23 protein-coding genes and 1 pseudogene are annotated in these 24,317 nt (G+C 73.2%); 12 read left to right on the forward strand and 12 right to left on the reverse strand.

From position 1 onward, the window contains the following. Positions 1-549 (reverse strand): annotated as a pseudogene (locus HCJ92_RS10250) (regulator); the annotation flags it as partial. A gap of 250 nt (positions 550-799) precedes the next feature. Here HCJ92_RS10250 and lipB point away from each other — a divergent pair. The 3 genes from lipB (at position 800) to HCJ92_RS10265 (ending at position 3,729) form a co-directional block, all read left to right on the forward strand. Further along, positions 800-1,585, forward strand: a complete 786-nt coding sequence (lipB, locus tag HCJ92_RS10255; RefSeq protein ID WP_167933181.1) for a lipoyl(octanoyl) transferase LipB — start codon at positions 800-802, stop codon at positions 1,583-1,585. A gap of 148 nt (positions 1,586-1,733) precedes the next feature. Continuing rightward, positions 1,734-2,678, forward strand: coding sequence for a lipoyl synthase (gene lipA, locus HCJ92_RS10260; protein ID WP_167933182.1), 945 nt, complete (start codon positions 1,734-1,736; stop codon positions 2,676-2,678). 346 nt (positions 2,679-3,024) lie between these two features. Further along, positions 3,025-3,729, forward strand: a complete 705-nt coding sequence (locus HCJ92_RS10265) for a DUF4191 domain-containing protein (RefSeq protein ID WP_167933183.1) — start codon at positions 3,025-3,027, stop codon at positions 3,727-3,729. Positions 3,730-3,894: 165 nt separating this feature from the next. Here the strand turns inward: HCJ92_RS10265 and HCJ92_RS10270 are convergent, their stop codons facing one another. Next, complete coding sequence (locus HCJ92_RS10270) at positions 3,895-4,359, reverse strand: RDD family protein (protein WP_167933184.1); 465 nt, start codon at positions 4,357-4,359, stop codon at positions 3,895-3,897. 228 nt (positions 4,360-4,587) lie between these two features. On the opposite strand from HCJ92_RS10270, the gene glnA reads away from it, so the two are divergent. Next, a complete protein-coding gene (glnA, locus tag HCJ92_RS10275) occupies positions 4,588-6,003 on the forward strand; it encodes a type I glutamate--ammonia ligase (protein WP_167933185.1) in 1,416 nt (471 codons plus the stop codon). Positions 6,004-6,136: 133 nt separating this feature from the next. Here glnA and HCJ92_RS10280 read toward each other — a convergent pair whose 3' ends face one another. Then, complete coding sequence (locus HCJ92_RS10280) at positions 6,137-6,880, reverse strand: MerR family transcriptional regulator (RefSeq protein ID WP_338054109.1); 744 nt, start codon at positions 6,878-6,880, stop codon at positions 6,137-6,139. Between the two features lie 178 nt (positions 6,881-7,058). Between HCJ92_RS10280 and HCJ92_RS25595 the strand changes: the two genes are divergently transcribed. Further along, the gene (locus HCJ92_RS25595) at positions 7,059-9,056 is read left to right on the forward strand and encodes a S9 family peptidase (protein WP_209310939.1); all 1,998 of its coding nucleotides are present in this window, start codon (positions 7,059-7,061) and stop codon (positions 9,054-9,056) included. A gap of 262 nt (positions 9,057-9,318) precedes the next feature. Beyond that, positions 9,319-9,987 (forward strand): DUF4241 domain-containing protein, encoded by a 669-nt coding sequence (locus tag HCJ92_RS10290; protein ID WP_167933187.1) that lies wholly within the window; start codon positions 9,319-9,321, stop codon positions 9,985-9,987. Between the two features lie 52 nt (positions 9,988-10,039). Here HCJ92_RS10290 and HCJ92_RS25600 read toward each other — a convergent pair whose 3' ends face one another. The 4 genes from HCJ92_RS25600 to HCJ92_RS10310 all read right to left on the reverse strand — a co-directional run bounded on the left by HCJ92_RS25600 (position 10,040) and on the right by HCJ92_RS10310 (position 13,071). Next, positions 10,040-10,237, reverse strand: a complete 198-nt coding sequence (locus tag HCJ92_RS25600) for a DUF6126 family protein (RefSeq protein WP_209310944.1) — start codon at positions 10,235-10,237, stop codon at positions 10,040-10,042. Further along, positions 10,234-10,908 carry a helix-turn-helix domain-containing protein gene (locus tag HCJ92_RS10300; RefSeq protein ID WP_167933188.1) on the reverse strand — a complete coding sequence of 225 codons (675 nt, stop codon included), beginning with the start codon at positions 10,906-10,908 and terminating at the stop codon, positions 10,234-10,236. The genes HCJ92_RS25600 and HCJ92_RS10300 overlap by 4 nt, the downstream gene beginning before the upstream one ends. 198 nt (positions 10,909-11,106) lie before the next feature. After that, positions 11,107-11,316, reverse strand: a complete 210-nt coding sequence (locus HCJ92_RS10305; protein ID WP_167933189.1) for a CsbD family protein — start codon at positions 11,314-11,316, stop codon at positions 11,107-11,109. Positions 11,317-11,442: 126 nt separating this feature from the next. Then, complete coding sequence (locus HCJ92_RS10310; protein ID WP_167933190.1) at positions 11,443-13,071, reverse strand: N-acyl-D-amino-acid deacylase family protein; 1,629 nt, start codon at positions 13,069-13,071, stop codon at positions 11,443-11,445. A 181-nt stretch (positions 13,072-13,252) separates the two neighbouring features. Between HCJ92_RS10310 and HCJ92_RS10315 the strand changes: the two genes are divergently transcribed. From HCJ92_RS10315 to HCJ92_RS10335, 5 genes are all read left to right on the forward strand, one after another. Next, positions 13,253-14,008 (forward strand): hypothetical protein, encoded by a 756-nt coding sequence (locus tag HCJ92_RS10315; protein ID WP_167933191.1) that lies wholly within the window; start codon positions 13,253-13,255, stop codon positions 14,006-14,008. 127 nt (positions 14,009-14,135) lie between these two features. Then, positions 14,136-14,951, forward strand: coding sequence for a hypothetical protein (locus tag HCJ92_RS10320; protein WP_167933192.1), 816 nt, complete (start codon positions 14,136-14,138; stop codon positions 14,949-14,951). Positions 14,952-15,111: 160 nt separating this feature from the next. Then, positions 15,112-15,522, forward strand: a complete 411-nt coding sequence (locus HCJ92_RS10325; RefSeq protein ID WP_167933193.1) for a hypothetical protein — start codon at positions 15,112-15,114, stop codon at positions 15,520-15,522. A 251-nt stretch (positions 15,523-15,773) separates the two neighbouring features. Then, entirely contained in the window at positions 15,774-16,496 is a 723-nt protein-coding gene (locus HCJ92_RS10330) for an alpha/beta fold hydrolase (RefSeq protein ID WP_167933194.1), read from the forward strand. 212 nt (positions 16,497-16,708) lie between these two features. Then, positions 16,709-17,386, forward strand: coding sequence for a hypothetical protein (locus HCJ92_RS10335; protein ID WP_167933195.1), 678 nt, complete (start codon positions 16,709-16,711; stop codon positions 17,384-17,386). A gap of 67 nt (positions 17,387-17,453) precedes the next feature. Here the strand turns inward: HCJ92_RS10335 and HCJ92_RS10340 are convergent, their stop codons facing one another. The 4 genes from HCJ92_RS10340 to HCJ92_RS10355 form a co-directional block, all read right to left on the reverse strand. Further along, positions 17,454-17,759 carry a hypothetical protein gene (locus HCJ92_RS10340; protein ID WP_245240753.1) on the reverse strand — a complete coding sequence of 102 codons (306 nt, stop codon included), beginning with the start codon at positions 17,757-17,759 and terminating at the stop codon, positions 17,454-17,456. 175 nt (positions 17,760-17,934) lie between these two features. After that, on the reverse strand, positions 17,935-18,684 hold the full coding sequence (locus HCJ92_RS10345) for a succinate dehydrogenase/fumarate reductase iron-sulfur subunit (protein WP_167933202.1): 750 nt from the start codon (positions 18,682-18,684) through the stop codon (positions 17,935-17,937). A gap of 175 nt (positions 18,685-18,859) precedes the next feature. Further along, complete coding sequence (locus HCJ92_RS10350) at positions 18,860-20,839, reverse strand: fumarate reductase/succinate dehydrogenase flavoprotein subunit (RefSeq protein ID WP_167933196.1); 1,980 nt, start codon at positions 20,837-20,839, stop codon at positions 18,860-18,862. Positions 20,840-20,841: 2 nt separating this feature from the next. Then, the gene (locus HCJ92_RS10355; RefSeq protein ID WP_167933197.1) at positions 20,842-21,573 is read right to left on the reverse strand and encodes a succinate dehydrogenase cytochrome b subunit; all 732 of its coding nucleotides are present in this window, start codon (positions 21,571-21,573) and stop codon (positions 20,842-20,844) included. A 93-nt stretch (positions 21,574-21,666) separates the two neighbouring features. Here HCJ92_RS10355 and HCJ92_RS10360 point away from each other — a divergent pair, with 93 nt between their 5' ends. Beyond that, a complete protein-coding gene (locus HCJ92_RS10360) occupies positions 21,667-22,557 on the forward strand; it encodes a LysR family transcriptional regulator (protein WP_167933198.1) in 891 nt (296 codons plus the stop codon). Between the two features lie 28 nt (positions 22,558-22,585). Here HCJ92_RS10360 and HCJ92_RS10365 read toward each other — a convergent pair whose 3' ends face one another. Next, positions 22,586-23,884 carry an Nramp family divalent metal transporter gene (locus tag HCJ92_RS10365; RefSeq protein ID WP_209310940.1) on the reverse strand — a complete coding sequence of 433 codons (1,299 nt, stop codon included), beginning with the start codon at positions 23,882-23,884 and terminating at the stop codon, positions 22,586-22,588. Positions 23,885-24,317: the final 433 nt, after the last annotated feature.

A 24,317-nucleotide genomic window follows, 5' to 3' on the forward strand; every position in this document is an offset into this window, starting at 1 on the left:
CAACTGCGGCGGCGTGGCCGCGCCCGGCACCGGCGGCCCCGCCTGGCCCGGCGGGCCGTCGACGTCGCCGCGCGCGACCCGCTCGTCGGGGCGGCCGATCAGCCAGTCGCGGCTGGGCACGACGAGACCGGCGGGGGTGAACGCGATCTTGCGCAGCTCGGCGTGGGTGCCGGAGTCCTTGCGCCACAGGCCGGAGACGATGTCGACCGCCTCGCTCGGACCTGCCGCGAACTCCAGGCCGGCGTAGACCGGCGCGCACGCCTCCAATCCGAGGTCCTGGGCGGTGAGCCGTCGGCCCAGCCGACGGGTGAAGACCTCGGCGATGAGCGCGGGCGTGGTGCCGCGTGGTCGTTGACCGCGCAGCCAGCGCGTCACCGACGTCTTGTCGTACCGCAGGTCCAGGCCGTGCTCCAGCCCTAGTTGGTCGACACGTCTGGCGAGGCCGGCGTGCGAGAACCCTGCCTCGGCGATCAGGGTCGCGAGCTGGCGGTTGGGACTCCGCCGGGTGGAGGGGGGGGAGGTCGTACCTCCGGGCCGTTCCGTGGACATCAGCAGATCTCTCTCGTGGAACCCCGGCCGGGTCGGTGCTGCGGCCGGGAGGACGGCGTGAATTTAGCCGCATCCGGGGGCCGTATCGGCTGCTTTGGCAGGGATTCATCCATACGTGTGAGACCGGGCACAGGGGCCCCTCCATCGGCCCCGGACGTACAGTGGACGACGGCCCGTCCCCGACCGCTCCGCGGCCGGTGGAGGCGCCCGCCAGGCGGGAGAACCCGCAGCGCACAGCGAAGGAGCGGCAGTGAGCGAGCTGCGGTTTGTCCGGATGGGCTTCGGCGACGACGCGGTGGACTACCGGCTCGGCTGGGACGAGCAGCGGCGCGTCCACGCCTCACGCTTCGCCGACGAGATCCCCGACACCTGCCTGCTGCTGGAGCACCGGGCCGTCTACACCGCCGGCCGCCGGACCCTCGACAGCGAGCGCCCGCTCGACGGCACCCCCGTCGTCGACGTGGACCGCGGCGGGAAGATCACCTGGCACGGTCCGGGGCAGCTCGTGGGTTACCCGATCCTGAAGCTCCCGCGCCCGGTGGACGTCGTGGCCCACGTGCGGCGCCTGGAGGAGGCGCTGATCCGCGTCTGCGCCGCCTTCGGCGTGGACACCACCCGGATCGAGGGCCGCAGCGGGGTGTGGGTGCTGGGCGGGGAACGCGCCGGGGCCGGCACGGCGCTCGGCGGGCTGTCGCTGGACTTCGACCCGCGGCTGCACGACGAGGAGTTCGACCCCCGACTCAGCGGCCCCGAGTACGCCCCTTCCAACGCGGGGCAGCGCGGCGAGGACCGCAAGCTGGCGGCGATCGGCATCCGGGTGGCGAAGGGCGTCACCATGCACGGCTTCGCCCTGAACGTCGCACCCGACAACACCTCCTTCGACCGGATCGTCCCCTGCGGCATCCGGGACGCCGGTGTGACCTCCCTCGCACAGGAACTGGGCCGTGAGGTCACGGTGGCGGAGGTGCTGCCGGTGGTCGAGAGAGAACTGCTGACCGTGCTGGAGGCGGCGGAGCCGCTGCCGCGCGCGGTCTGAGCGCCGACCCGCGCGGGCGCCGTCGGCGCCGACCGTGACACGGTGTGCGCACGCCCCGGCGCTGCGCGGGTCGCACCGGGCCGCGGCCCGGAGATATACGGGCGTACCCTGGTGTTCGCCGAGGAATCGAAAGCGTAGGGAGCCGGACGTGTCCGCTGTCGCACCCGACGGTCGCAAGATGCTCCGTCTGGAGGTCCGGAACAGCCAGACCCCGATCGAGCGCAAGCCCGAGTGGATCAAGACCCGGGCGAAGATGGGCCCCGAGTACACCGCCCTGCAGGGTCTGGTGAAGCGCGAGGGGCTGCACACGGTCTGCCAGGAGGCGGGCTGTCCCAACATCTTCGAGTGCTGGGAGGACCGCGAGGCCACCTTCCTCATCGGTGGTGAGCAGTGCACACGGCGCTGCGACTTCTGCCAGATCGACACCGGCAAGCCCGCCGAGCTGGACCGTGACGAGCCCCGGCGCGTGGCGGAGTCCGTCCAGCAGATGGGGTTGAAGTACGCGACGATCACCGGCGTCGCACGGGACGACCTGGACGACGGCGGCAGCTGGCTGTACGCCGAGACCGTCCGGCAGATCCACGAACTGATGCCGGACACCGGCGTCGAGCTGCTGATCCCGGACTTCAACGCCGAGCCGGAGCAGCTCGCCGAGGTCTTCTCCACTCGTCCCGAGGTGCTGGCGCACAACGTCGAGACGGTTCCGCGCATCTTCAAGCGGATCCGCCCCGCGTTCCGGTACGAGCGGTCGCTGGAGGTCCTCACCCGGTCCCGTGAGGCCGGCCTGGTCACCAAGTCGAACCTGATCCTCGGCCTGGGCGAGACCCGCGAGGAGGTCAGCCAGGCGCTCCGCGACATGCACGAGGCGGGGTGCGAGCTGATCACCATCACGCAGTACCTGCGCCCGACGCCGCGACACCACCCGGTGGAGCGCTGGGTGAAGCCCGACGAGTTCGTCGAGCTCCAGCAGGAGGCCGAGGAGATCGGCTACGCAGGCGTCATGTCCGGCCCGCTGGTCCGCTCCTCGTACCGGGCGGGCCGGCTGTACCGGCAGGCGATGGAGCGGCGCGAGGCCGCCACCCCCGCCGCCTGACCCGCGCCGCCCGGCAGCGGCCCGGCCTCCCGGCCCGTCGCCGCGCTCACGTCGAGCCTCCCGGACGCGACCGGTCGCCACGCGGCGATCGGTCGCGTCCGGTGCGTCGGGGCCTCCGGCGTGCACGCCCGGGCACGGTTCACGGCACACGCCGACCCCGCCTCGACGACACGGCGGTCACCATCGGGCACCAGGTGCACACCGGACGGGTCCGCGGCCTTGCGGCAACGTAAACTTGCGAGTGATTGTTCGGCCTGACGGCGCCGACCGCGCCCGCACTCCCGGCACCCCCGCGCCCCTGCGGCGAGGGCCGTGGACCGGGATCTCTGGACCAAGAAGAGGACTCATGGCGAGGAAGAAGAAGAAAGCCGACCCCGAGAACCCGGGCAGACTGCGGCAGATCGGTCTCACCTACAAGATGACCCGGCGGTCCGACCGCTGGATCGGGTGGGTCATCGGCGGTGTGTTCCTCGGGACGTTCGGTGTCGTCCTCGCCATCGGATTCCTGATCGGGCACCCGATCTACCTGGGCATTCTCGGCTTCCTGGTGGCGCTGCTGGCCACCGCCATCGTGTTCGGCCGGCGGGCGGAGCGCGCCGCCTACGGGCAGATGGAGGGCCAGCCGGGCGCCGCCGCGGCGGTGCTGGAGAACATCAAGCGCGGGTTCGTCATCACCCCGGCCGTAGCGATCAACCGCAGCCAGGACGTGGTGCACCGCGCCGTCGGCAAGTGCGGGATCGTCCTCGTCGCCGAGGGCAACCCCAACCGGGTGAAGGGGCTGCTGGCCGCCGAGAAGCGGAAGATGGCGCGCGTCGTGACCGACGTGCCCGTCCACGACATCATGGTCGGCCGCGAGGAGGGCCAGGTTCCGCTGGGCAAGCTGCGCGGCAAGCTCATGAAGCTGCCGCGCGTCCTGCCGGGCGCCCGCATCACCGAGATCAACGACCGGCTGCGGGCCATGGGCGACCTGATGAAGAACATGCCGGTGCCGAAGGGCCCGATGCCCAAGGGCATGCGGATGCCGAAGGGGCAGATGCCCAAGGGCCGCTGAGCCGAGACCACGGCTGCGGAACGCGGCGAAGGGGCCGGTGCCGTCCGTCCCTGTGCCGCCCCGTGCGTCCTCCGGCTGGACCGCACCGCCGTCATCGGGGTCCCGGGGTGCCGGGCCGGTCGCCGGGGAAACGGCGGCGGAAGCGGGAGCCGCAGCGGCCGGACGTCAGATGCGGACCTGCACCGCGGCGGCGAGCCGGTCGTGGAGGCCGCGCTGGTCGCGGTCCCAGACGAGCGCGGGGATCGCCAGGACCAGCAGCAGGGTCCGCAGCGCGGCGCGGGAGAAGGTGAGCCGGCCGCCGTGCACCGACAGGACGCGCAGGCCGAGCAGGCGCTTGCCGGGGGTGGAGCCGACGGTGCCGACGGTGAGGACGGCGGTGACGGCGAAGACCAGGAGGGTCCAGTTCCCGAGGGACGCCTGCCCGTCGGCGAGCAGACCGTATGCGATCAGCATGCACAGGCCCCAGTCGAGAGCGAGTGCGGCGAGCCGCCGGCCCGGACCGGCGAGGGAACCGGGCCCGTCCTTCGGAAGGCCGAGCCGTTCACCCCGGTAGCCGAACTCGACACCCATCTCCTCGGCCGCCGCTCGCGGTCCGGAGAGCCACGATCCCATTGCCTGGCGCTTGTCCACGGAACCACGGTAGCGCCCCGGGCCGGGCCTCCCGCGACCGGCCCGGATCCCTCCCGCCGGCGGTCCCGCCTCGCCCCTTTCGGAAAACTGTCCGGTTAACATCGGCGAAACAGGTGAGTCATTCCTGAGTAATGCCCTGTTCCTAGGGTCGACCCCGGCAGGTCACCGCACTGGGCTGCCCATCGAGCTGCAACGCCCCGTCCTCGCGGCGGGCAAGGAGGACTCCGGATGTTCCAGAACGCCGACGAGATCAAGAAGTATATTTCGGACAACGACGTCAAGTTCATCGACGTCCGCTTCTGCGACCTGCCGGGCACCATGCAGCACGTCACGGTCATGGCGGAGGCGTTCGACCCGGCCGAGCAGCTGATGTTCGACGGCTCCTCGATCCGCGGGTTCCAGGCCATCCACGAGTCCGACATGGCGCTTCTCCCGGACCTCTCCACCGCGCGGCTGGACCCGTTCCGCAAGGACAAGACGCTCAACATCAACTTCTTCATCCACGACCCGATCACGGGCGAGGCGTACAGCCGCGACCCGCGGAACATCGCCAAGAAGGCCGAGGCGTACCTGGCCTCCTCCGGTATCGCGGACACCGCCTACTTCGGCCCCGAGGCGGAGTTCTACGTCTTCGACGAGGTGCGGTTCGAGACCAAGGCCAACGCCGGCTACTACTACATCGACTCCGAGGCCGGCGCCTGGAACACCGGTGCCATCGAGAACGGCGGCAACCGCGGCTACAAGGTCCGCTACAAGGGCGGCTACTTCCCCACTCCCCCGGTCGACCACTTCGCCGACCTGCGCGCGGAGATGACGCTGGAGATGGTGAAGGCCGGCCTGGAGGTCGAGCGCCAGCACCACGAGGTCGGCACCGCCGGTCAGGCCGAGATCAACTACAAGTTCAACACGCTGCTCGCCGCCGCCGACGACCTGATGCTGTTCAAGTACCTGGTCAAGAACGTCGCCTGGCGCAACGGCAAGACCGCCACCTTCATGCCGAAGCCGATCTTCGGTGACAACGGCTCGGGCATGCACGTCCACCAGTCGCTGTGGACCAACGGCCAGCCGCTCTTCTACGACGAGCAGGGCTACGCCGGCCTCTCGGACACCGCCCGCTACTACATCGGCGGCATCCTCAAGCACGCCCCGTCGCTGCTGGCCTTCACCAACCCGACGGTGAACTCCTTCCACCGCCTGGTGCCGGGCTTCGAGGCCCCGGTGAACCTGGTGTACTCGCAGCGCAACCGCTCCGCCGCGATGCGCATCCCGATCACCGGTTCCAACCCGAAGGCCAAGCGCGTCGAGTTCCGCGCGCCGGACCCGTCGTCCAACCCGTACCTGGCCTTCTCCGCCCTGCTGCTGGCCGGCCTCGACGGTGTGAAGAACAAGATCGAGCCGGCCGAGCCGGTCGACAAGGACCTCTACGAGCTGGCGCCGGAGGAGCACGCGGGCATCCCGCAGGTCCCGACCTCGCTGCCCGAGGTGCTGACCGCGCTGGAGGAGGACAACGAGTACCTCCAGGCCGGCGGCGTCTTCACCTCCGACCTGATCGAGACCTGGATCGACTACAAGCGGGAGAAGGAGATCGCCCCGATGCAGCTCCGTCCCCACCCCCACGAGTTCGAGCTGTACTTCGACGTGTGATCCGACGTCCCGCTCAGACCCTGCCGCACCCCTTCCGACCTGCGCGAAAGCCGGGCCGGGGCGGGGTGCGGCGGTGCGTTCGGGTGCCGGCGCGCCCCGGGGCCGGGCGGGAGCGTCCGCTCCCGGCCGGGCCTCACTCCGCCGGCGGCGGCTCCGCCGTGCGCTCCGCGGCCAGGAGGCGCCCGAGCTCCCGCAACACGGCGACCTGCGCCGGGTTGTAGTGGTCGGCGAGGGTCTGCGCCATGGTCGCGATCGCGGCGCGCCGCTCGCCGCGCGCGTGGGCGGCCGGGTCGCGCGAGGAGGGGAACCGCTCGTGCAGGTCGCGGACGAGGGGCGCGAGGCGCCGCGCCAGGTCGGCGACCGTCCGTTCGTCGGCGTCCGGGGGCAGGTCGTCGAACTCGGAGTCCAGCTCGTGGCGGATCGCCGCCATCCCCCGGATCTCCCGGGCCACCGTCTCGCTGAACAACTGCGACGAGACCGTGATCGTCGCGCGGTCCGCGTCGCTGAGGTTCGACGCCACGGCCTCGAACCCCGCCGGCACGTCGGCGGTGGCCTCGTGGCGCAGCAGGTCGGCCAGTTCGGCGCGCACCGCCTGCTGGCGCTCGATCGCCGCGGCCAGGTCGGCGTCGAGCGCGCGCACGGCGTCGGCGAAGCCGTCGTCCGGGCCGGAGACACCGGCGATCGCCTCCAGAGACATCCCCAGCTCCCGCAGCCGCCTGATCTGGAGCAGCCGCACCAGGTGGGGCGTGCCGTAGCGCTTGTAGCCGTTGAGGGCGCGTTCGGGCTCCTCCAGCAGGCCGATGGCGTGGTAGTGGCGGATGGCCTTGACCGTGGTGTCCGCGAGGCCTGCGAGCTCGCGGGTGCTCCAGGCGATCACCGGCGGGCGAACGTGCTCGTCATGGCCCCATCCTCCGTCGTGGGACGCGGTAAGGGAAGGCGCGGGCGGTATAGCGCGCTTGACCCTGCCCCCGGGGCAGCGTTTGGGATGTGGGGACCGGGGGCGGCCCGCGCGGTCGCGCCGACCGGCCCGATCCCGCCGTCCCGAGGAGACCGCCGTGACCACCCGTGACCCGATCCGCCCGCGACGCGTCGAGGCGGAGGAGCTCTTCGGCGACCCGCGGTTCGCCCAGCCCGCCATCTCGCCGGACGGCACCCGGATCGCCTACCTCGCGCCGGCCCACGGCCGCCGCAACATCTGGGTCCGCGGTGTCGAGGCAGACCACGACGCGGCGGAGCCGGTGACGCATGAGACCCGCCGGGGGATCACGCGCTACTTCTGGTCCGACGACTCCGCCTGGCTGCTCTACCTCCAGGACACCGACGGCAACGAGGAGTCGCACCTGTACCGGGTGGACCCGGCCGACCCGGACGCCCCCGCGGAGGACCTGACCCCGCTGCCCCCGGGTTCCCGCGTGTTCTCGGCGGAACCGCTGTCCGGGTACCCCGGCAGCGTGCTGGTCGTCATGAACAGGCGGCCGACGTCGCTCGACCTCTTCCGGATCGACGTGGCCACCGGTGGGACGACGCCGCACTGCGAGCAGTCGGAGCCCACGGAGAACATCCTGCTCGACCACGACGGCGCGCCCGCCTTCACCTCGCGGCTCACCGCGGACGGTGCCATCGAGTTCTCGTCCGTCGACGGCGACTCCTGCGAGCGGCGCCCGCTGCGCCGGCTGGGAGGGGCCGAGTACCCGCTGGACGTCCAGCCGCAGTTGGTGACGCCCGACGGGCGTGGCCTCGTCATCGGGGCCTACCTGGACTCGGACGACCTCCGGCTGGTACGGATCGACCGTGCGACCGGCGCGATGACCGTGGTCGCCGAGCGGGAAGGAAGCAGCCTCGACGTCATGGGCGCCCTGGTCCCCGGGGTGCTGCCGCCCACCGTGTTCACCCGCCGCGGGACCGGCGAACTGCTCGCCGCCCGGTTCGTGGGCCCGCGTCCGCGGATCGAGGTGCTCGACGAGCGGTTCGCCGAGGTGTACGCCGCGCTCGCAGCCCTCTCCGACGGCGTGCTGGGGACCTTGTCCTCGGACGACTCCGGGCAGCGCTGGGTCGCGACCTTCGTCCACGACCGGGACCCCGGCGTCGCCTGGTACTACGACCACGCCACGGGCCGCAGCCGGCGTCTCTTCCGGCCGTATCCCCACCTCGACCCGGCCGATCTGGCGCCGATGGAGCCGGTCCGGCTCACCGCCCGGGACGGGCTGCCGCTGCACGGGTTCCTCACCCTGCCCGTCGGGGCCTCCCCGGGGAGGCTGCCGCTGGTGCTGCTGGTGCACGGCGGCCCGTGGATGAACGACAGCTGGGGCTACAGCGCCCAGGCGCAGTTCCTCGCCAACCGCGGCTACGGCGTGCTCCAGCTCAACTTCCGCGGCTCCACGGGGTACGGCCGCGCCCACACCATCGCGGCGCTCGGCGAGTTCGCCGGGGCGATGCAGAACGACCTGCTCGACGCCGTCGCGTGGGCGGTGGACCAGGGGTGGGCGGATCCGGAGCGGATCGGCATCATGGGCGGGTCCTACGGCGGGTACGCGACGCTGGTGGGTGTGACCGCCACCCCGGAGCGGTTCGCGGCGGCCGTGGACATCGTCGGCATCGCGGACCTGGCGAGCTTCGTGCGCAACCTACCCTCGTTCAGCCGCCCGTACATGATGAACAACTGGTACGCCTACGCGGGCGACCCCGCGGACGCCGCGCAGGAGGCCGACATGCTCGCCCGGTCGCCCATCACCCGGCTGGACGCGATCACCACACCGCTGCTGGTGGCCCACGGCGCCAACGACGCCCGCGTGATGCGCGCGGAGTCCGACGGAATCGTCGAGTCGCTGCGGGCGCGGGGCGTGCCGGTGGAGTACCTGCTGGCCGAGGACGAGGGGCACGGGTTCGCCAACCCGGAGAACGAGATCCGTCTGCAGCACGCGATCGAGGAGCACTTCGCACGCCATCTGGGAAGCGCGGAGCCGCACGGCCCCGCCGAGGTGCGGCCGTCGCCCACGCTCGCCGCGGAGACCGGCGACCGGGACCGACCCGGCACGCGCCGAGAGCGTGTGTGAGACCCCGCGTCGGATCAGCTCGCGGCGTCAGATGCGGTCAGCTGCACCGCGGGGGTGCCCTCGTACCGGGTCTCGGGCGTTCCTGACAACGCGGCAGACGGCCGTAGCCGGCGTCGCGGCCCGGCGTGGGGTCTCACACACGCTCTGAAGAACGGCCTCCCGGGCACGGCCCCGGGAGCGGAAGGCTCGGGGGCCGCTGCGCCCCTGGGCGGCGGAGCCGGCGGGGACCGGCCCCGCCGGGTCCACCGGAGGAGGAGCTGCCATGGCGAGGCAACCGTGTGATCTGGAGTACCTCTGCGCGTTCGGCGCCCGGCTCGGGCTGCACAGCGGCCGGACCGCGGTGGTTCGCCGTCTGGACGTCGGGGCGCTGCCGCTGCCCTCGGGTCGCCTCGTCGCCGGTGACCCGGCGGACCGGCGGGCGGCGCCGGAGCCCTTCGTCCAACGGGTGTCGTCCGGACCCCATGCGGTGGTGCTGCACCTGGCGGAGCTGGCAGCCGTCGGACAGCTGCCGGCCGTCACCCTGGTCGCGGCGGCCCGACTGGTGATCCGGGAGACGCCCGTCAGCAGCTGGGAACCGGCGCTGTGCGAGGGAGAGGACCCGGACGACCTGGCCGAGGACGACTTCTTCGGCCACGCGGCCCGTAACGGCGTGGGGGGCTTCGCGGACGCCGGCCACTCCCCCACCGGTGACGGGACCCGCTCTCCCACGGCCCGGGCCCCCGGCGCACCCGCCCCGTGGCCGCACGGGACCCATGCGGTGCTGCCCGGTACGGGCCCCACGCCACCGGCCGTCGTCTTCCGGACGGGCCACGGCGACGGCGACTACCCCACCTGGCTGGGGCGCGGCGCCGACGGGGAGGCCGTCTGCTTCCTGAGCGACTTCTTCGTCCTGACCGACGGCGAGGTCCTGGAGCGGCTCGACAGCCCGTGACCCATGACGCGCCCGCCGTCGACGCACCGTCCGGCCGGCGGCGCCGCCGGGGTCACTTCCCGACGGCGAAGAGCAGGTAGAGGAAGCCGGCGAAGACGTGGCCGCCGATCAGGTACAGGAAGAGGCGGATCAGGAGCCCGCGCGGCGAGCGGCCGTTCTCGCGCTCCTCGCCGTGCCCCACCTTGGCGGGGGCGGGGCGGGGGACGGGCTCGGTCGGAGTCCCGCTCTCGTCGGTGGTCTGGCTGGTCACGGTTTCCGCCTTCCGGAGGGGGTGGCGCCGAGGGCGGGGTTCGCGCCGCCCGGCGGGCCGTCGCCGAGGCAGAGCGCGCCGGACTGGGCCTGGAGCAGGGTGTGGAGGAAGAGCAGCTCGGTACCGCCGGGCGAGGCGGAGCTGATGCGGTGGGGCGTCATGCTGTCGAAGTGCGCGGAGTCGCCGGGTTCCAGCACCTGGGACGACTCCCCCAGGGTCAGGGCGAGCCGCCCGTCGAGGACGTACAGCCACTCCTCGCCGGGGTGGACCCGTACCAGGTCGGACTGGGTACCGGGCGGTACGTGGACCCGGAGCGCCTGCATGGCCCGGTGGCTGCCGCCGGCCTGACGGTACGTCCAGCCGCCGGCGTCGGCCGGTTCCTGGCGGGCGCCGCGGATGACCGGGTCCCGCTCGGGCGGTGTCTCGCCCAGCAGTTCGGAGACCGTGGTGCCGTAGGCGCGGGCGAGTGCCAGCAGCAGGGGCAGGGACGGCTGTCGGAGCCCGGTCTCCAGCCGGGAGAGATGGGCCGGGGAGAGCCCGAGCCGGGCGGCGGCGGCCTCCAGGGTGTGGCCGGCGGCGCGGCGCAGTTCCCGCAGGCGGGGGGCGATGGCCGGGACGTCCGCGCCCGGTGGGCCGGGCGGTGGGGGCGACCCGGGAGAGAGGGGTGCCATGGCCCTATTACGCCACGGGCTTTACCCATAAGGCAAAGCCCTTGCCTCTGAGGCAAAACCCCCGGGACATCCGCCCACCGCACAGCTGTCATGCCCGCCCCCTTCCAGTGTCGGGCATGACGAAGGGCCCCGTCACCGGGGCCCTCGGTCTTGTTCGGGTGGCCGGATCGGCCTGCCGTCAGGCGGCCGGATCCCGGGTCAGTCGCGGCGCTCGTCGTCCCTGTTCTCGGAGGACAGGGAGTCCTTGACGCCGGCGGCGCGGTTCTTGAGGTCCTCGACACCTTCCTTGGCGGTGCCCTTGGCCTGGTCGGCCTTGCCCTCGGACTTCATGCGCTCGTTGCCCGTGACCTTGCCGATCGCCTCCTTGGCCTTGCCCTTCAGGCGGTCGGTCGCTCCGTCGTTGCTCATGGAGGCCTCCTGGCATCTCGTGGCGTTCGGTACCCCACCGACCCTAGACCGGGTGTCGACCGATCGCGCGTCAACCGGGTCGGCCCGGCGTGTCGCGGGTGGCAGGAGGCGTGGGCCGCCCGGCCATCACCCCTCCCGGCCGCCGCTGTCGGGGTGGGCGGCGCCCCCGTGCAGCAGGACCCGGCCGGCACCCGCCTCCGTCGCCCGGCCGTCCGTGACGGCGAGCCGGCCGGCGACGAGGGTGTGCACCACCCCGGTGGCGGTACGCCAGGGGTCGGCGAACGTGGAGGTGTCGGTCACGGTGGCCGGGTCGAGTACGGCGATGTCGGCGACGGCGCCGGGGCGCAGCACCCCGCGGTCGGTCCAGCCGAGCCGGGAGGCGGGCAGCCCGGTCATCTTGCGGACGGCCTCGGGCAGGGCGAGTACGCCCTTTTCCCTGGTGAAGTGGCCCAGCACGCGGGCGAAGGTCCCGAAACTACGGGGGTGGGGCCTGCCGCGCCCCTCGGTGCGCAGGATCCAACCGTCGCTGGCGACGGCGACGGCCGGGTGCGTCATGACGCGGTGGACGTCCTCCTCGGCCATGCAGTGGTGGATCGAGGCGATCTGCCCCTCGTGGGCGGCGAGCAGGTCCAGGACGGTGTCGGCGGGCGACGTGCCCAGCCGTACGGCGGCCTCGGCGACCGTCAGGCCGACGAGCCCCGCGTGCTCCGGGGAGGCGCCCTCGGGGAACTCGGCGACGGTGACGCGGTCGGGGCTGAAGGAGCCGTCCGTCTCCCCTGCGGTGAGGTCGGCGACCAGCCGGGCGCGCTGCTCGGGGTCCGCGATGCGCCGCAGCAGGGCGGCGACCCCGCCGTCGAGGGCGTACCCGGGGAGCACGGTGGTCAGCGTGGTGGAGGAGGCCGTGTAGGGGTACTGGTCGGCCGCCACGTCCAGCCCGGCCCCGCGGGCCTCCTCGATGAGGCGCAGCGCGCTGCCGACGGTGCCCCAATGGGGTACGCCTGCCGCCTTGAGGTGGGAGATCTGGAGCCTGACGCCGGTCAGGCGTGCGATGCCGATCGCCTCCTCGACGGCTTCCGCCAGGTGGGCGCTCTCGTCGCGCATGTGGGTGCTGTGGAGCAGCCCGTGGTCGGCTGCGATCCGGGCGAGGGCGGCGATCTCCGCCGTGGCGGCGTACCGTCCCGGCGGGTAGATCAGACCGGTGGAGAAGCCGACCACGCCGTCGGCGACGGTCTCCGCCATCAGTCGTCGCATGGCGGTCGCCTCGTCGGCGGTGGGCGCGCGGTCCTCCGTGCCGACCGCGGCGACGCGGAGGGCGCCGTGGCCGGTCTGCGGGGCGAGGTTGACGCCGAGCGGGAGCCGTTCGACGGCGGCGGCCCACCCGGCGGCGGTCGTCCACTCCCAGGTCAGCCCGTCGTCCAGGAACCCGCACAGCGAGCGGAGTTCCTCGGCGTGCTCGGGGACCACGGGGAACGGCGAGAAGCCGCAGTTGCCGGTGACCAGTGTGGTGACGCCCTGGAGGAGTTGCGTCTTCGCCCGTGGTTCACCCATCACGGTGAAGTCGGCGTGCGAGTGGAGGTCGATGAAGCCGGGGGTGACGACGGCTCCGGAGACGTCGAGGACGCGTCGGGCGGTGCCGGGGGCGTCGGGGCCGACGGCGGTGATCCGTCCGTCGGTCACGGCGACGTCGGCCGTGACGGGGGCGGCTCCCGTTCCGTCGATGAGGGTGCCGCCGCGCAGTAGCAGGTCAGGGGTCATCGTCCTACTCTGCTGCGCACGGCCCTGCGGGTTCAACACCCACCGGGCCGCGGGCGACGCTCGCGGGCACGGCGCCGGTGCGGCGACCGGCGGCGACGAGCCGTCAAGTGCGCAGCTCAGGGGCAGAGTTGCAGCCCGGTATCCCGGTGACGGTGTCGGTCGACGCCGGTACTGTGACCGGATGCTCGCCGGAACCGTGGAACTCGTCGCCGAGACCGTCCGTGACCAGTCGTTGTCGCTGCTGGTCGGCGGCGGGCTGACCGCCGCCGGCGGCTACGCGCGCTGGCTGCTGGTCAAGCGGCTGCCCGCCCGCCGCACCTGGCGGTTCGAGCGGGCGACCGAGGAGCTGGTCATGGTCGTGTCCAGCTCCGCCGAGGTGGACACGGGCCAGTACACCCGTCCGACCACCGGTGTCGGCCAGGTGCGGGCGATGTCGCTGCTCGTGCCGAGGCTGGTGCGCGCCTACCGCGACGTGGACCTCCAGCAGGTGAGCCTCTCCGAGGGGCTGCCAGGCCGGGATCTGGAGTCCCATCTGCTGCTGCTCGGCGGCCCCAAGACCAACGAGGTGACCGGGCGGGCACTGGCGGCCCTGCCGGGACTGCCGCTGCGGGTCGACGGCAACGTCATCAGCTGGGGCGAGGAGCGGTTCGAGGGCCGCGTCCTCGGGGAGCGCGTCGTCAGCGACTTCGGGTACGTGGTGCGCGCCCCGAGCCCGTTCGCCCCAGGGCGTCGGATCGTGGTGGTCGCGGGTTCGCACACCTTCGGCACCGTCGCGGCGGCACGCTGGCTGGCGGAGCGCGGCGGCGCCCGGGACGTCCCGGCGGACGTGGCGGTGCTGGTGGAGGCGCCGGTCTCCGCCGACGGGCACGTGGGGGTGCCCCGGGAGCTGCGGCGTGCCCGGTTGGCGGCGTCACCGGTGCCGGCGCAGCGGCACTGAGCAGGGCCGCGCCGCAGGTCAACGGCGGCGCGGCGCCAACCACGGTCGGCGCCGGGCGGCGCGGCGGTGATCCGCGCTGTTGTTCCAGGGCTGTCCGATTCGTGCCGCGGATGAGACCCTGGGACGCATGAGGGTCGTCGAGAGTTCGACCGTGGCCAAGAACGGCAGCCCGGAGGGCGGCGAGGACGGCATCGTCCTCGGCGCCCATTTCGCCGGGGTCGTCGACGGGGCCACCGACAAGTCGGGACGGCGGTTCGCCGGGGTCTCCGGCGGACGCTTCGTGATGCTCACGCTCAAGGACGCCGTCCTCGACCTGCCGTCGGGCGCCACCGCCCGCGAGGCGGTCGACCTGCTGTCGACCGCGGTGGCCGACGCTCTGCCGCCCGGCCTGCCGGAGCTGGACCGCCCCTCCGCCGCCCTCACCCTGTTCTCCCGCACCCGCCGCGAGATCTGGCAGGTGGGCGACGTCGGCTTCGGCTTCCCCGGGGCGCCCGCGCCCCCGGGGCAGAAGAAGGTGGACCGCATCAACGTGGAGATGCGCGCCGCGGTGCTCCGCGCGGAACTGCTGCGCGGAGCGTCCGCCGACGAACTGGCCGCGGAGGACCCGGGCCGTGCGGCGATCATGCCGCTGCTGACCCGCCAGGTCCACTTCGCCAACGCGGACCCGGAGCGGGCGGGCGGCCTTGCGTACGGCACCCTCGACGGCCGACGTGTCCCGGACGGCCTGATCCGGGTCACCACGCTGCCCGCCGGGGTGCACGAGCTGATCATCGGTAGCGATGGCTATCCGGAGCTCCTCGGGACCCTCTCCGAGTCCGAGCGCAACCTCAAGATCCTGCTGGCGGACGACCCCCTCTGCATCGCTGGCCTCGCCGGCACCAAGGGCGTCGCACCGGGTAACGAGAGCTACGACGACCGCACCTACCTGCGGTTGGAGCTGTAGCGCCCGCCGTCTCGCCACGACGACGCGGAACACGCCCCGAGCGGGCGGCCCTCCTCACTCACCCCCGAGCGGGTGCTCTTGCCCGGCGCCGCGATGGGTAGTCGCCGCATACTGGACGCCGGTCGGGCCGGCCCCGACCCATCCGAGCCGAGGAGACTGCATGGACGCGCGATTTCTGAGGGCCGTGGGCGCGGCCACCGCCGTGTACGGGCTGGCGGTCGCCGCCCGGCCCGAGTACCTGGCCCGCCCCTCCGGCCTCACCGACGGCTTCGGGGAGGTCGCGCAGGAGACGGCGACCTCGCTGCGGCCGGTCGGCCTGCGGGACGCCGCGATCGGCACCGCCATGCTGCTCGCGCCGACGGGGCCCGCGCTGGCGACCGCGACCGCCGCGCGGATCGCCTCCGACTTCGGCGACGCGCTGCTGCTCGGCGCGACGCTGCCGCCGTGGCGCCGGGCGCCCGCGGTCGCCGTGAGTGTCGGCTGGGGGGCGCTCTCCGTCATCGGGCTGCTCCGGGCCCCCGGTGGGAAGACGTCCGGCACGCCCGCACCGCGCCGCCGCCGGGGCCACTGACCACGGCGGAACGGGCGGAGCGCGTCGCGCTCCGCCCCGCCGTGCCCGCGGGAGCCGCGGACCGCGGTGCACCGCCGACGGGGGGCCACGTCGGACACCGTGACGAAAGATCGCCACCGGACCCGTCCGCGCGACGCCCCGCGCCGAACCAGAGGTGGGTGGGCGTGCCCGTGTCTTCCCCTCCACCGGGCACGTCCGCCGCGGAACGCCGCACCCACCCGGGGTGATCGGCCGGACGAACGAGGAGATCCGTGGAACCGCATCCCCCGGTGTTCCACCGGCGACCGGAACACCCGCGCGGCGCGGTGCTGCTGCTGCACGGCGGCCGGGAGACCGGCCCCGAGGAACCGCCGCCCTGGAACCTGCCGGGGCAGCGGATGCGCCCCTTCGCCTCGGCGCTGCGCCGCGGCCTGCCGGACGCGGTCGTCGCCCGGGTGCGCTACCGGCACCGGGGCTGGAACCCCCCGCGCGCGGACGCGGCCCGCGACGCGGTGGCCGCGCTGGACGGCCTCGCCGAGGAGTTCGGCGACCTGCCCGTGGTCCTGGTAGGGCACTCGATGGGCGGAAGGGCCGCACTGTGGGCCGCCGGGCACCCCTCGGTGCAAGGTGTCGTCGGGCTCGCCTCCTGGGCCCCGCCGGAGGACCCCGTGGAACAGCTGGCCGGCAGACGGGTGGTGATGTTCCACAGCGACCGCGACCGGATGACCGATCCGCGCGGGTCCTGGCTCTGCGTGGCCCGCGCCCGGCAGGCGGGCGCGGCGGCGTGCGGGGTCCGCATCTCCGGGAGCGACCACGCCATGCTGCGGCGCGCGGCGCTGTGGCACGCGCTGACGGTACGGGTGGTTGCCGGGCTGCTGGACCCGGCGCTGATGCCCCCGGAGATCGCCGCCGAGCTGGCGGCCGACGCCGGGGGCGGTCCCCCGCCGGGGCCCCGCCGCATCGGGTACGAGCCGATCCCCGTGCCCGGCGGCTGAGCGGCCGGGCCGACGCCTCCGGCGACTCTTCGGGCCAGGGGACATCTCGGACGCGAACGGGCGAACCACGCGCTTCACCTGCGGGTTTGTCGCAGCCACGTCACGGTCGCGGCGTGGCGCAACCGCCATCGCGCCGGCGGGCGTTCCCCTGGTCGGACGACGCGGCGCGGGACCGGGCGCCGCACCCGCCCGATCGAGGAGAGAACCGCCCCATGGCCCGCAGCACCACCTGGCTCAAGGCAGCACTTCCCGTCGTCGCGCTCTCGTTGGCCCTCACGGCCTGCGGTGGCGATTCCGACGGCGGTACGGACGACGCCGGCGGCGACACCGACCGCTCCGACACCGCGAGCGACGGCGACGTCGAGGAGACGGACGAGGACGCGACGGGGGACGCGGACGGCGGCGACGACGGGAACGACGACGGGCCGACCGTCACGACCTTCGCCATGGGCGAGACCAGCCACCCCGTCACCTGGTACGCCGCCGACGACGAGGTCGCGGTCTTCACCATGACGGTGGACAAGGTCCACGTCGGGGAGGCCGGGGACATCGACCCGGAGGTGCTGTCCACCATCGACACCGAGGGACAGCGGCCGGTGCACGTCCACACGACCTACACCCACGAGGAGGGCGAACTGACCTGGTTCCTGCCCTCCGAGCCGACCCACCTCCGGGTGTACCTCGCCGACGGCGATCGCGGCAGCAACGTACGGGGCGTCAACGACTTCGGCATGCCGGAGGGGTGCGACGGCTCCCCGATGCACGGGGGCGCCACCGAACCGGGCGACACCTACCCCGACTGCCGGACCTTCCTGGTGCCCGAGGACGTCGACGTGACCGAGGTCCGCTGGGAGTTGGAGGACGACGAGCTGGTCTGGGCGCTGGACTGACACCGTCGCCGGGAGCGGCGCCGGACAGGGCCGACCGGGGCGCACCTCCCCGGTCGGCCCCGCCGCGTCAGTGCAGCATCAGGACGCGCACCTGTCGGCAGGTGGTGTCGGAGGGAGCGTTGACCCCGATGCGCAGGGCCATGGCGCGTATGCGCCGGTCGGTAGCCTGGGTCGGGTGGTACACGCCGCTGTCCAGCAGGGCCGTCGCCAACCGGAGGGCCTTGAGGCGCCGATTGTGGGACTCGTACCAGTCGCGGGGCTGACCCGGCGGCAGCGGCCGGCGGTGCGCGGCGCGCCCGCCCGCGGCGGCCCCGGAGGAGGCGTGCGGTGGGGTGAGGGGAGCGGTCGGAGCGGACTGTACGACAACGGCCATCGGCGTCCTCCTGAAGACGTCGCGAACCCTTTCGAACACTCCCCATTCTAGTGGTGGCCACTGACAGAACCCCTGGCCGCAGCCGCCGCCGAGTGCCCCTCGGGTACTCCGGCGCACCCCCGAGGACGGCCGGTGTTCGATTACGGGAGGCCCCGTCCGCGCCCCGTCGCGCGGCTCAGCCGCGACCGCCCTTGCGGACCGCGCGCAGGTACTCGCGGTTCATGTCGGCGATCGACTGGAAGGGGATGCCCTTGGGGCAGGCGGTCGCGCAGGCGCCCACCTGGGTGCAGCCGCCGAACCCCTCCTCGTCCATGGCCCCCACCATGTCCAGCACCCGGCTCTCCCGCTCCGGCGCGCCCTGCGGAAGGACGTTCAGGTGGACCACCTTGGCGGCGGTGAACAGCATGGCGGAGCCGTTGGGGCAGGCGGCGACGCACGCGCCGCAGCCGATGCACTCGGCGTGGGCGAAGGCGTCGTCGGCAGCCGCCTTGGGCACCGCGGTGGCGTGCGCCTCGGGGGCGCTGCCGGTGGGGGCGCTGATGTAGCCGCCGGCGCCGATGACGCGGTCCAGGGAGCCGCGGTCCACGACCAGGTCGCGGACGACGGGAAACGCGGAGGCGCGCCACGGCTCGACGTCGATGGTGTCGCCGTCGTCGAAGTGCCGCATGTGGAGCTGGCAGGTGGTGGTGGGCTGCGGGCCGTGGGCGTCGCCGTTGATGACGACCCCGCAGGCGCCGCAGATGCCCTCCCGACAGTCGTGGTCGAAGGCGACCGGCTCGTCGCCCTCGGCGATGAGCTGCTCGTTGAGGGTGTCCAGCATGTCCAGGAAGGACATGTCCGGCGAGATACCGGTGATGCGGTAGGTGGTCATCGCGCCGGGCTCGTCGGGCCCGGCCTGCCGCCAGATCCGCAGGGTCAGTGCCATCTCGCCGTCGACGGCGGCCGGTGCGGGGGCGGCACCCGCGGCGCCGACGGGTGCCGCGGCGGCGGTGCTTCCGGTGTCGGTGTGCGGCGCGTTCATGGAGCGTTCCGTCCCTCGTAGGTCGGGTGGTCGCCGCCCGGCGTCGGGCGGCGGTGCGGGTGCGGGGCGCGGCGTGTCGTCACGCGTAGCTCCGGCGGCTCGGCAGCACGTCCTCGAAACGGAGCTCCTCGCGGTGCAGCACCGGCGGCCGGCCCTCGCCGGTGAACTCCCAGGCGGCGACGTACTGGAAGCGGGAGTCGTCGCGTTCCGCCTCGCCGCTCTCCGTCTGGCTCTCGGTGCGGAAGTGGCCGCCGCAGGACTCCTCGCGGTGCAGGGCGTCGCGGCACATCAGCTCGGCGAGTTCGAGGTAGTCCGAGACGCGGTGGGCCTTCTCCAGGGACTGGTTGAGCGCCTCGCCGCTGCCGGGGACGCGGACGCGGTCCCAGAACTCCTCGCGCAGCCGCGGGATCTCCTCCAGCGCGCGCCGCAGCCCCGCCGCGTCCCGGGCCATGCCGCAGTGCTCCCAGAGCACTTCGCCCAGCTGCTTCTGGAACGACTCCGGGCTGCGGTCGCCGGGGTTGACCAGCAGGGCGTGGAGTCGGTTGGTGACCTCGCCGACGACCTCGCGGACCACCGGGTGGTCGGCGCCGAGCTCGCTGCGGGGGGTGAGGTCGCGCGGCAGGGTGGCGAGGTAGTCGCCGAGGGTCGAGGGGAGGATGAAGTAGCCGTCGGCCAGCCCCTGCATCAGGGCGGAGGCTCCGAGCCGGTTGGCGCCGTGGTCGGAGAAGTTGGCCTCCCCGACGGCGAACAGGCCGGGGATCGTGGTCTGGAGGTCGTAGTCGACCCAGAGCCCGCCCATCGTGTAGTGGATGGCGGGGTAGATCCGCATCGGCGTCTCGTACGGGCTCTCGTCGGTGATGCGCTCGTACATCTCGAAGAGGTTGCCGTACTTCTGCTCGACCGCCGGGCGGCCGAGCCGCTCGATGGCGTCGGTGAAGTCGAGGTAGACGCCCTGCCCGCCGGGCCCGACCCCCTTGCCCTCGTCACAGACGTTCTTCGCGGCGCGGGAGGCGATGTCGCGCGGCACGAGGTTGCCGAAGGCCGGGTAGGCGCGTTCCAGGTAGTAGTCCCGCTCGTCCTCGGGGATGTCCCGGGGCGGGCGGTGGTCGCCGGCTGCGAGCGGCACCCAGATGCGGCCGTCGTTGCGCAGCGACTCGCTCATCAGGGTGAGCTTGGACTGGTGGTCGCCGGCGCGCGGGATGCAGGTGGGGTGGATCTGGGTGAAGCACGGGTTGGCGAACAGCGCGCCGCGGCGGTGGGCGCGCCAGATGGCGGTGGCGTTGGAGTTCTTGGCGTTGGTGGAGAGGTGGAAGACGTTGCCGTAGCCGCCGGTGGCCAGAACGACGGCGTCGGCGAGGTAGGTGTCGATGCTGCCGGTCACCAGGTCGCGGGCGACGATCCCCCGGGCCCGGCCGTCGACCACCACCAGGTCCAGCATCTCGGTCCGCTCGTGCATCTCCACGCGCCCGGCGGCGATCTGGCGGGAGAGCGCCTGATAGGCGCCGAGCAGCAGTTGCTGCCCGGTCTGGCCTCGGGCGTAGAAGGTCCGGGAGACCTGGACGCCGCCGAAGGAGCGGGTGTCCAGGAGTCCGCCGTACTCGCGGGCGAACGGCACGCCCTGGGCGACGCACTGGTCGATGATCTGGGTGGAGACCTCGGCGAGGCGGTGGACGTTGGACTCCCGGGAGCGGAAGTCGCCGCCCTTGACGGTGTCCTGGAAGAGGCGGCTCACCGAGTCGCCGTCGTTCCGGTAGTTCTTCGCCGCGTTGATGCCGCCCTGCGCGGCGATCGAGTGGGCGCGGCGCGGCGAGTCCTGGTAGCAGAACTGGACGACGTGGTAGCCCTGTTCGGCGAGGGTCGCCCCGGCGGCGCCGCCCGCGAGTCCGGTCCCGACGACGATGACCGTGCGGGCCCGGCGGTTGGCCGGGTTGACGAGCTTCGCGGTGAACTTGCGGCGTTCCCAGCGCTCCCCGACGGGGCCGTCGGGCGCCCGGGTGTCCGACAGCGGTTCCCCGGTGACGTATCCGGCGTCCGCGGGGTCGGTGGTGGTGTCCTGCATGATCAGCTCACGACTCCCGTCATGACGGCGAAGGGCACGGCGAGGAAGCCGACCGTCAGCGCCAGGGCCAGTGTGTCGGCGGCGACGCGCAACCCGCGGGCGGTGCGGGCGCTGCTGAGGCCGAGGCTGCGGGCGGCGGCTTCGAAGCCGTGGCGCAGGTGCAGCCCGAGGGCGAGCATCGCGACGATGTAGATGGTGTTGCCGTACCAGGTGGAGAACGACGCGACGACGTTCTCGTAGGGGCGGCCGGCCTCGGCGTTGGGGTTCACCGTCAGGGTGGTGAGGTCCAGGATGTGCCAGACGATGAACAGCGCGAGGATGACGCCGCCCCAGCGCATGGTGCGGGTGGCGAACGAGGCGCGGCGTCGGGCGCCGCCGCGGTGGGCGTAGCCGACCGGCCGCGCGGCGATGTCGCGGCGGCTGAGCTGGTACGCGGCCACGCCGTGGAGGACCACGGCGGCGAGCAGCACCACGCGCACCACCCAGAGCAGCCACTCGTGGCCGAGGGCGGGTTCGCCGATGGTGCGCAGCCAGTGGGCGTAGCCGTTGAAGTCGTCGGGCCCGAAGAAGATCTTGAGGTTTCCGAGCATGTGAGCGACCAGGTAGGCGAGCATGACCAGCCCGGTCACCGCCATCACGGCCTTCTTGCCGATGGTCGAGCGCCAGAGCAGGCGCACTACGGAGGGGCTGTTCTCCGCCGCTGCGGGCGGTTTGTGCCGGGTCGCCAGTGCCATGCGGGGAACGGTAGTGACCCGTCCTGCATCCGTCCAAGACATAGAAACGCTCTGTTCGATAGCTGATGGCTATGAACGGCTAGGCTGGCGCGCATGCAGCTCCATCAGCTCCGCTACTTCGCCGCCGTCGCCGACACCCGGCATTTCACCCGTGCGGCGGAGCGCGAGCACGTGGCGCAGCCCTCGCTCTCGCAGCAGATCAAGGCGTTGGAGCGGGAGCTGGGCACGGAGCTGTTCCACCGGGCGCGGGGGCACGTCGCGCTGACCGACGCCGGTCAGACCCTGCTCCCCCTGGCGCGCCGCATCCTCGCCGACGCGGACACCGCGCGGCGGGAGGTGCAGGAGGTGGCGCGGCTGCGCCGGGGCCGGGTGCGGCTGGGCGCGACCCCGAGCCTGTGCGTGGGGTTGGTGCCGCAGCTGCTGCGGACCTTCCACGACCGCTACCCGGGGGTGGAGCTGCACATCACCGAGGGTGGCTCCCAGGATCTGGTGCGGGAGCTGGGGGTGGGGGCGCTCGACCTGGCGCTGGTGATCGCGCCGCTGGCGTCGCGCGGGCCGGCGCTGGTGGCCCGGGAGCTGTTCCGGGAGGACCTGGTGGTGGTGTCGGCCCCGGACGGGCCGGGGCCGGCGGGGGCGGAGCTGCGGGTGGCGGATCTCCGCACCATGCCGATGATCATGTTCCGCCACGGCTACGACCTGCGGGAGCTGACGCTCGGCGCGTGCCGGTCGGCCGGTTTCGAACCGGAGCTGGCCGTCGAGGGCGGCGAGATGGACGCGGTGCTCGCGATGGTCGGCGTCGGGTTGGGCGTGGCGGTGGTGCCGCGTACCGCCGCCGACCGGTCCGGGCTGCACGTCACCCCGTTCGCCGCGCCGGGGCTGCACCGCACGGTCTCGGTGGCCCACCGGGGTGACGTCTCGCCGCCGCGCGCCGCGCGCGAGTTGCAGCGGCTGCTGTACGAGGCGACGGGCGCCGACCCAAGGTGAGTGGGACGACGCCCGCCCCGCTGCCGCCTCAGTAGAGGTTCATCGCCAGGTGGACCGAGGTCGCGACCACCAGCAGGACCCCGCAGACGCCGAGTGCGTTCTGCCACCACGCGTTGCGCATCGTCCCCATCAGAGCACTGTTGTTGGCCAGGTAGACCAGAACCACGCCCAGCAACGGCTTGATCAGCACCGTGAGCGCCTGCGCGATGATGATCAACTGAACGGGGTTCGATCCGGCGATGACGGTGACCGTCGCGCCGAAGGCGAGAATGCCGAGAATGCCCATGCGCACCGGAAGCGCGGACACGTCCTTCGCCCAGTCGAAGGTGTCGGCCAGCACGGTCGCCCCTGCGGTGGCGTTGGCCAGCATCGAGGAGAACGCCGCCCCGAAAAATCCGAGGGCGAAAATGATCCGGCCCGCCTCGCCCGCGATCGGTTCGAGCACCCCGGCGAGGTCGCCGAAGCTGGCGTCGGCGCCGCCACCCTCAAGGACGGTCGCCGCAGTGATCAGGACCAGGATCGTCATCAGCCCGGGAGCGACGATGCCGGGAATGGTGTCCACGAGGGTGGTGCGACGGTACGCCTCACGCGTCAGCCCCCGCTCACGGCCCGCGTATCCGGCGAAGAACGCCGCGTTCATGGAGAAGTTCGTGCCGACCATCGCCACGATGAGCAGGCCCGCCCCAGCGGGCAGCGAGGGGATGACCCCTCCCCCGGCGGCGCTCCACTCCGGTCCGCTGAGAAAAGCGGTGATCACGAACGAGACGGCCATGGTGGCGACGATGGCGAGCAGCGCCTTCTCGATGGCGCGGTAGAGCCGTCGCGCGAGCAGGACGCAGGCGACCAGCGCGGTGCAGGCGAGGGACCACCAGATCACCGAGCCGCCGAACAACAGGGAGAGCCCGAGCCCGGAGCCGACCGCGTTACCGACCGAGAACATGAGGGTGATGATGAACAGGCCCACGCCGGAGAGCTTGGCGACCAGCGCGCCGCAGTACTGCTTCGTGATCGAGATCAGCGTGTTCCCCGACACGATCCCGATCCGGATGCTCATGTCGGCGAAGGCGAGCATCAGCAGGTTGCAGGCGACGATGACCCAGATCAGCGCGTAGCCGTAGCCGCTGCCGGCCTGAACGGCGGCGGTCAGCGCGCCGGGGCCGAACTGCCAGGAGCCGACGACGAACGCCGGGCCGATCATGGCGAGCAGCCGCAGCTTCCCGCCGAGGATGCCGCGGCGTGCTCCCTCGGGCGGTGCGTCGGTCGCGGCGTCGGGCGGCGCGTTCTCGGGGGTGGTCGGGGTGTCTGGGTGGTACGTGCGCTCGGACACGGGATCGTTCCTCGCTCTCCACGGCCGGGTTCGGGTGACGGTACGGGACTGCGGTGTCCACTCACCGGGTCGGCGGCTCGGCCGTCGCACGGTTTCGGGGCGGGAAGGCGGTGGGGGCGCGTCGGGGCCGCGACGTCCCTGGTCGCGTCGCCCCGCGGGAGGGGCGCGGGCGCCCCCACCGGCCGGGCGGCCGTGGGGAGGCGGGGCGCGCGGCCCGTGGACGAGAGGGTGTGGCGTCCGCTCGGGCAAGGGCCCGTGAGACGGTCCGGGCGGCGTCCCACGCGGGCATTGTGCCCGGTGAGCGCCACCGCTCAGGAGGGTCGGAGGTCCCGGGCCGCGTTCGGCGGACGGGGGCGGGGACCGCGGCGGCCGGGCCTCGGCGGGGCGCACCGTCAGGGGGACGCCCCGGGACCGTGGGTCCCGGGGCGGCCGG

The sequence above is a fragment of the Streptomyces spiramenti genome (assembly GCF_012034385.1).
Taxonomy (GTDB): domain Bacteria; phylum Actinomycetota; class Actinomycetes; order Streptomycetales; family Streptomycetaceae; genus Streptomyces; species Streptomyces spiramenti.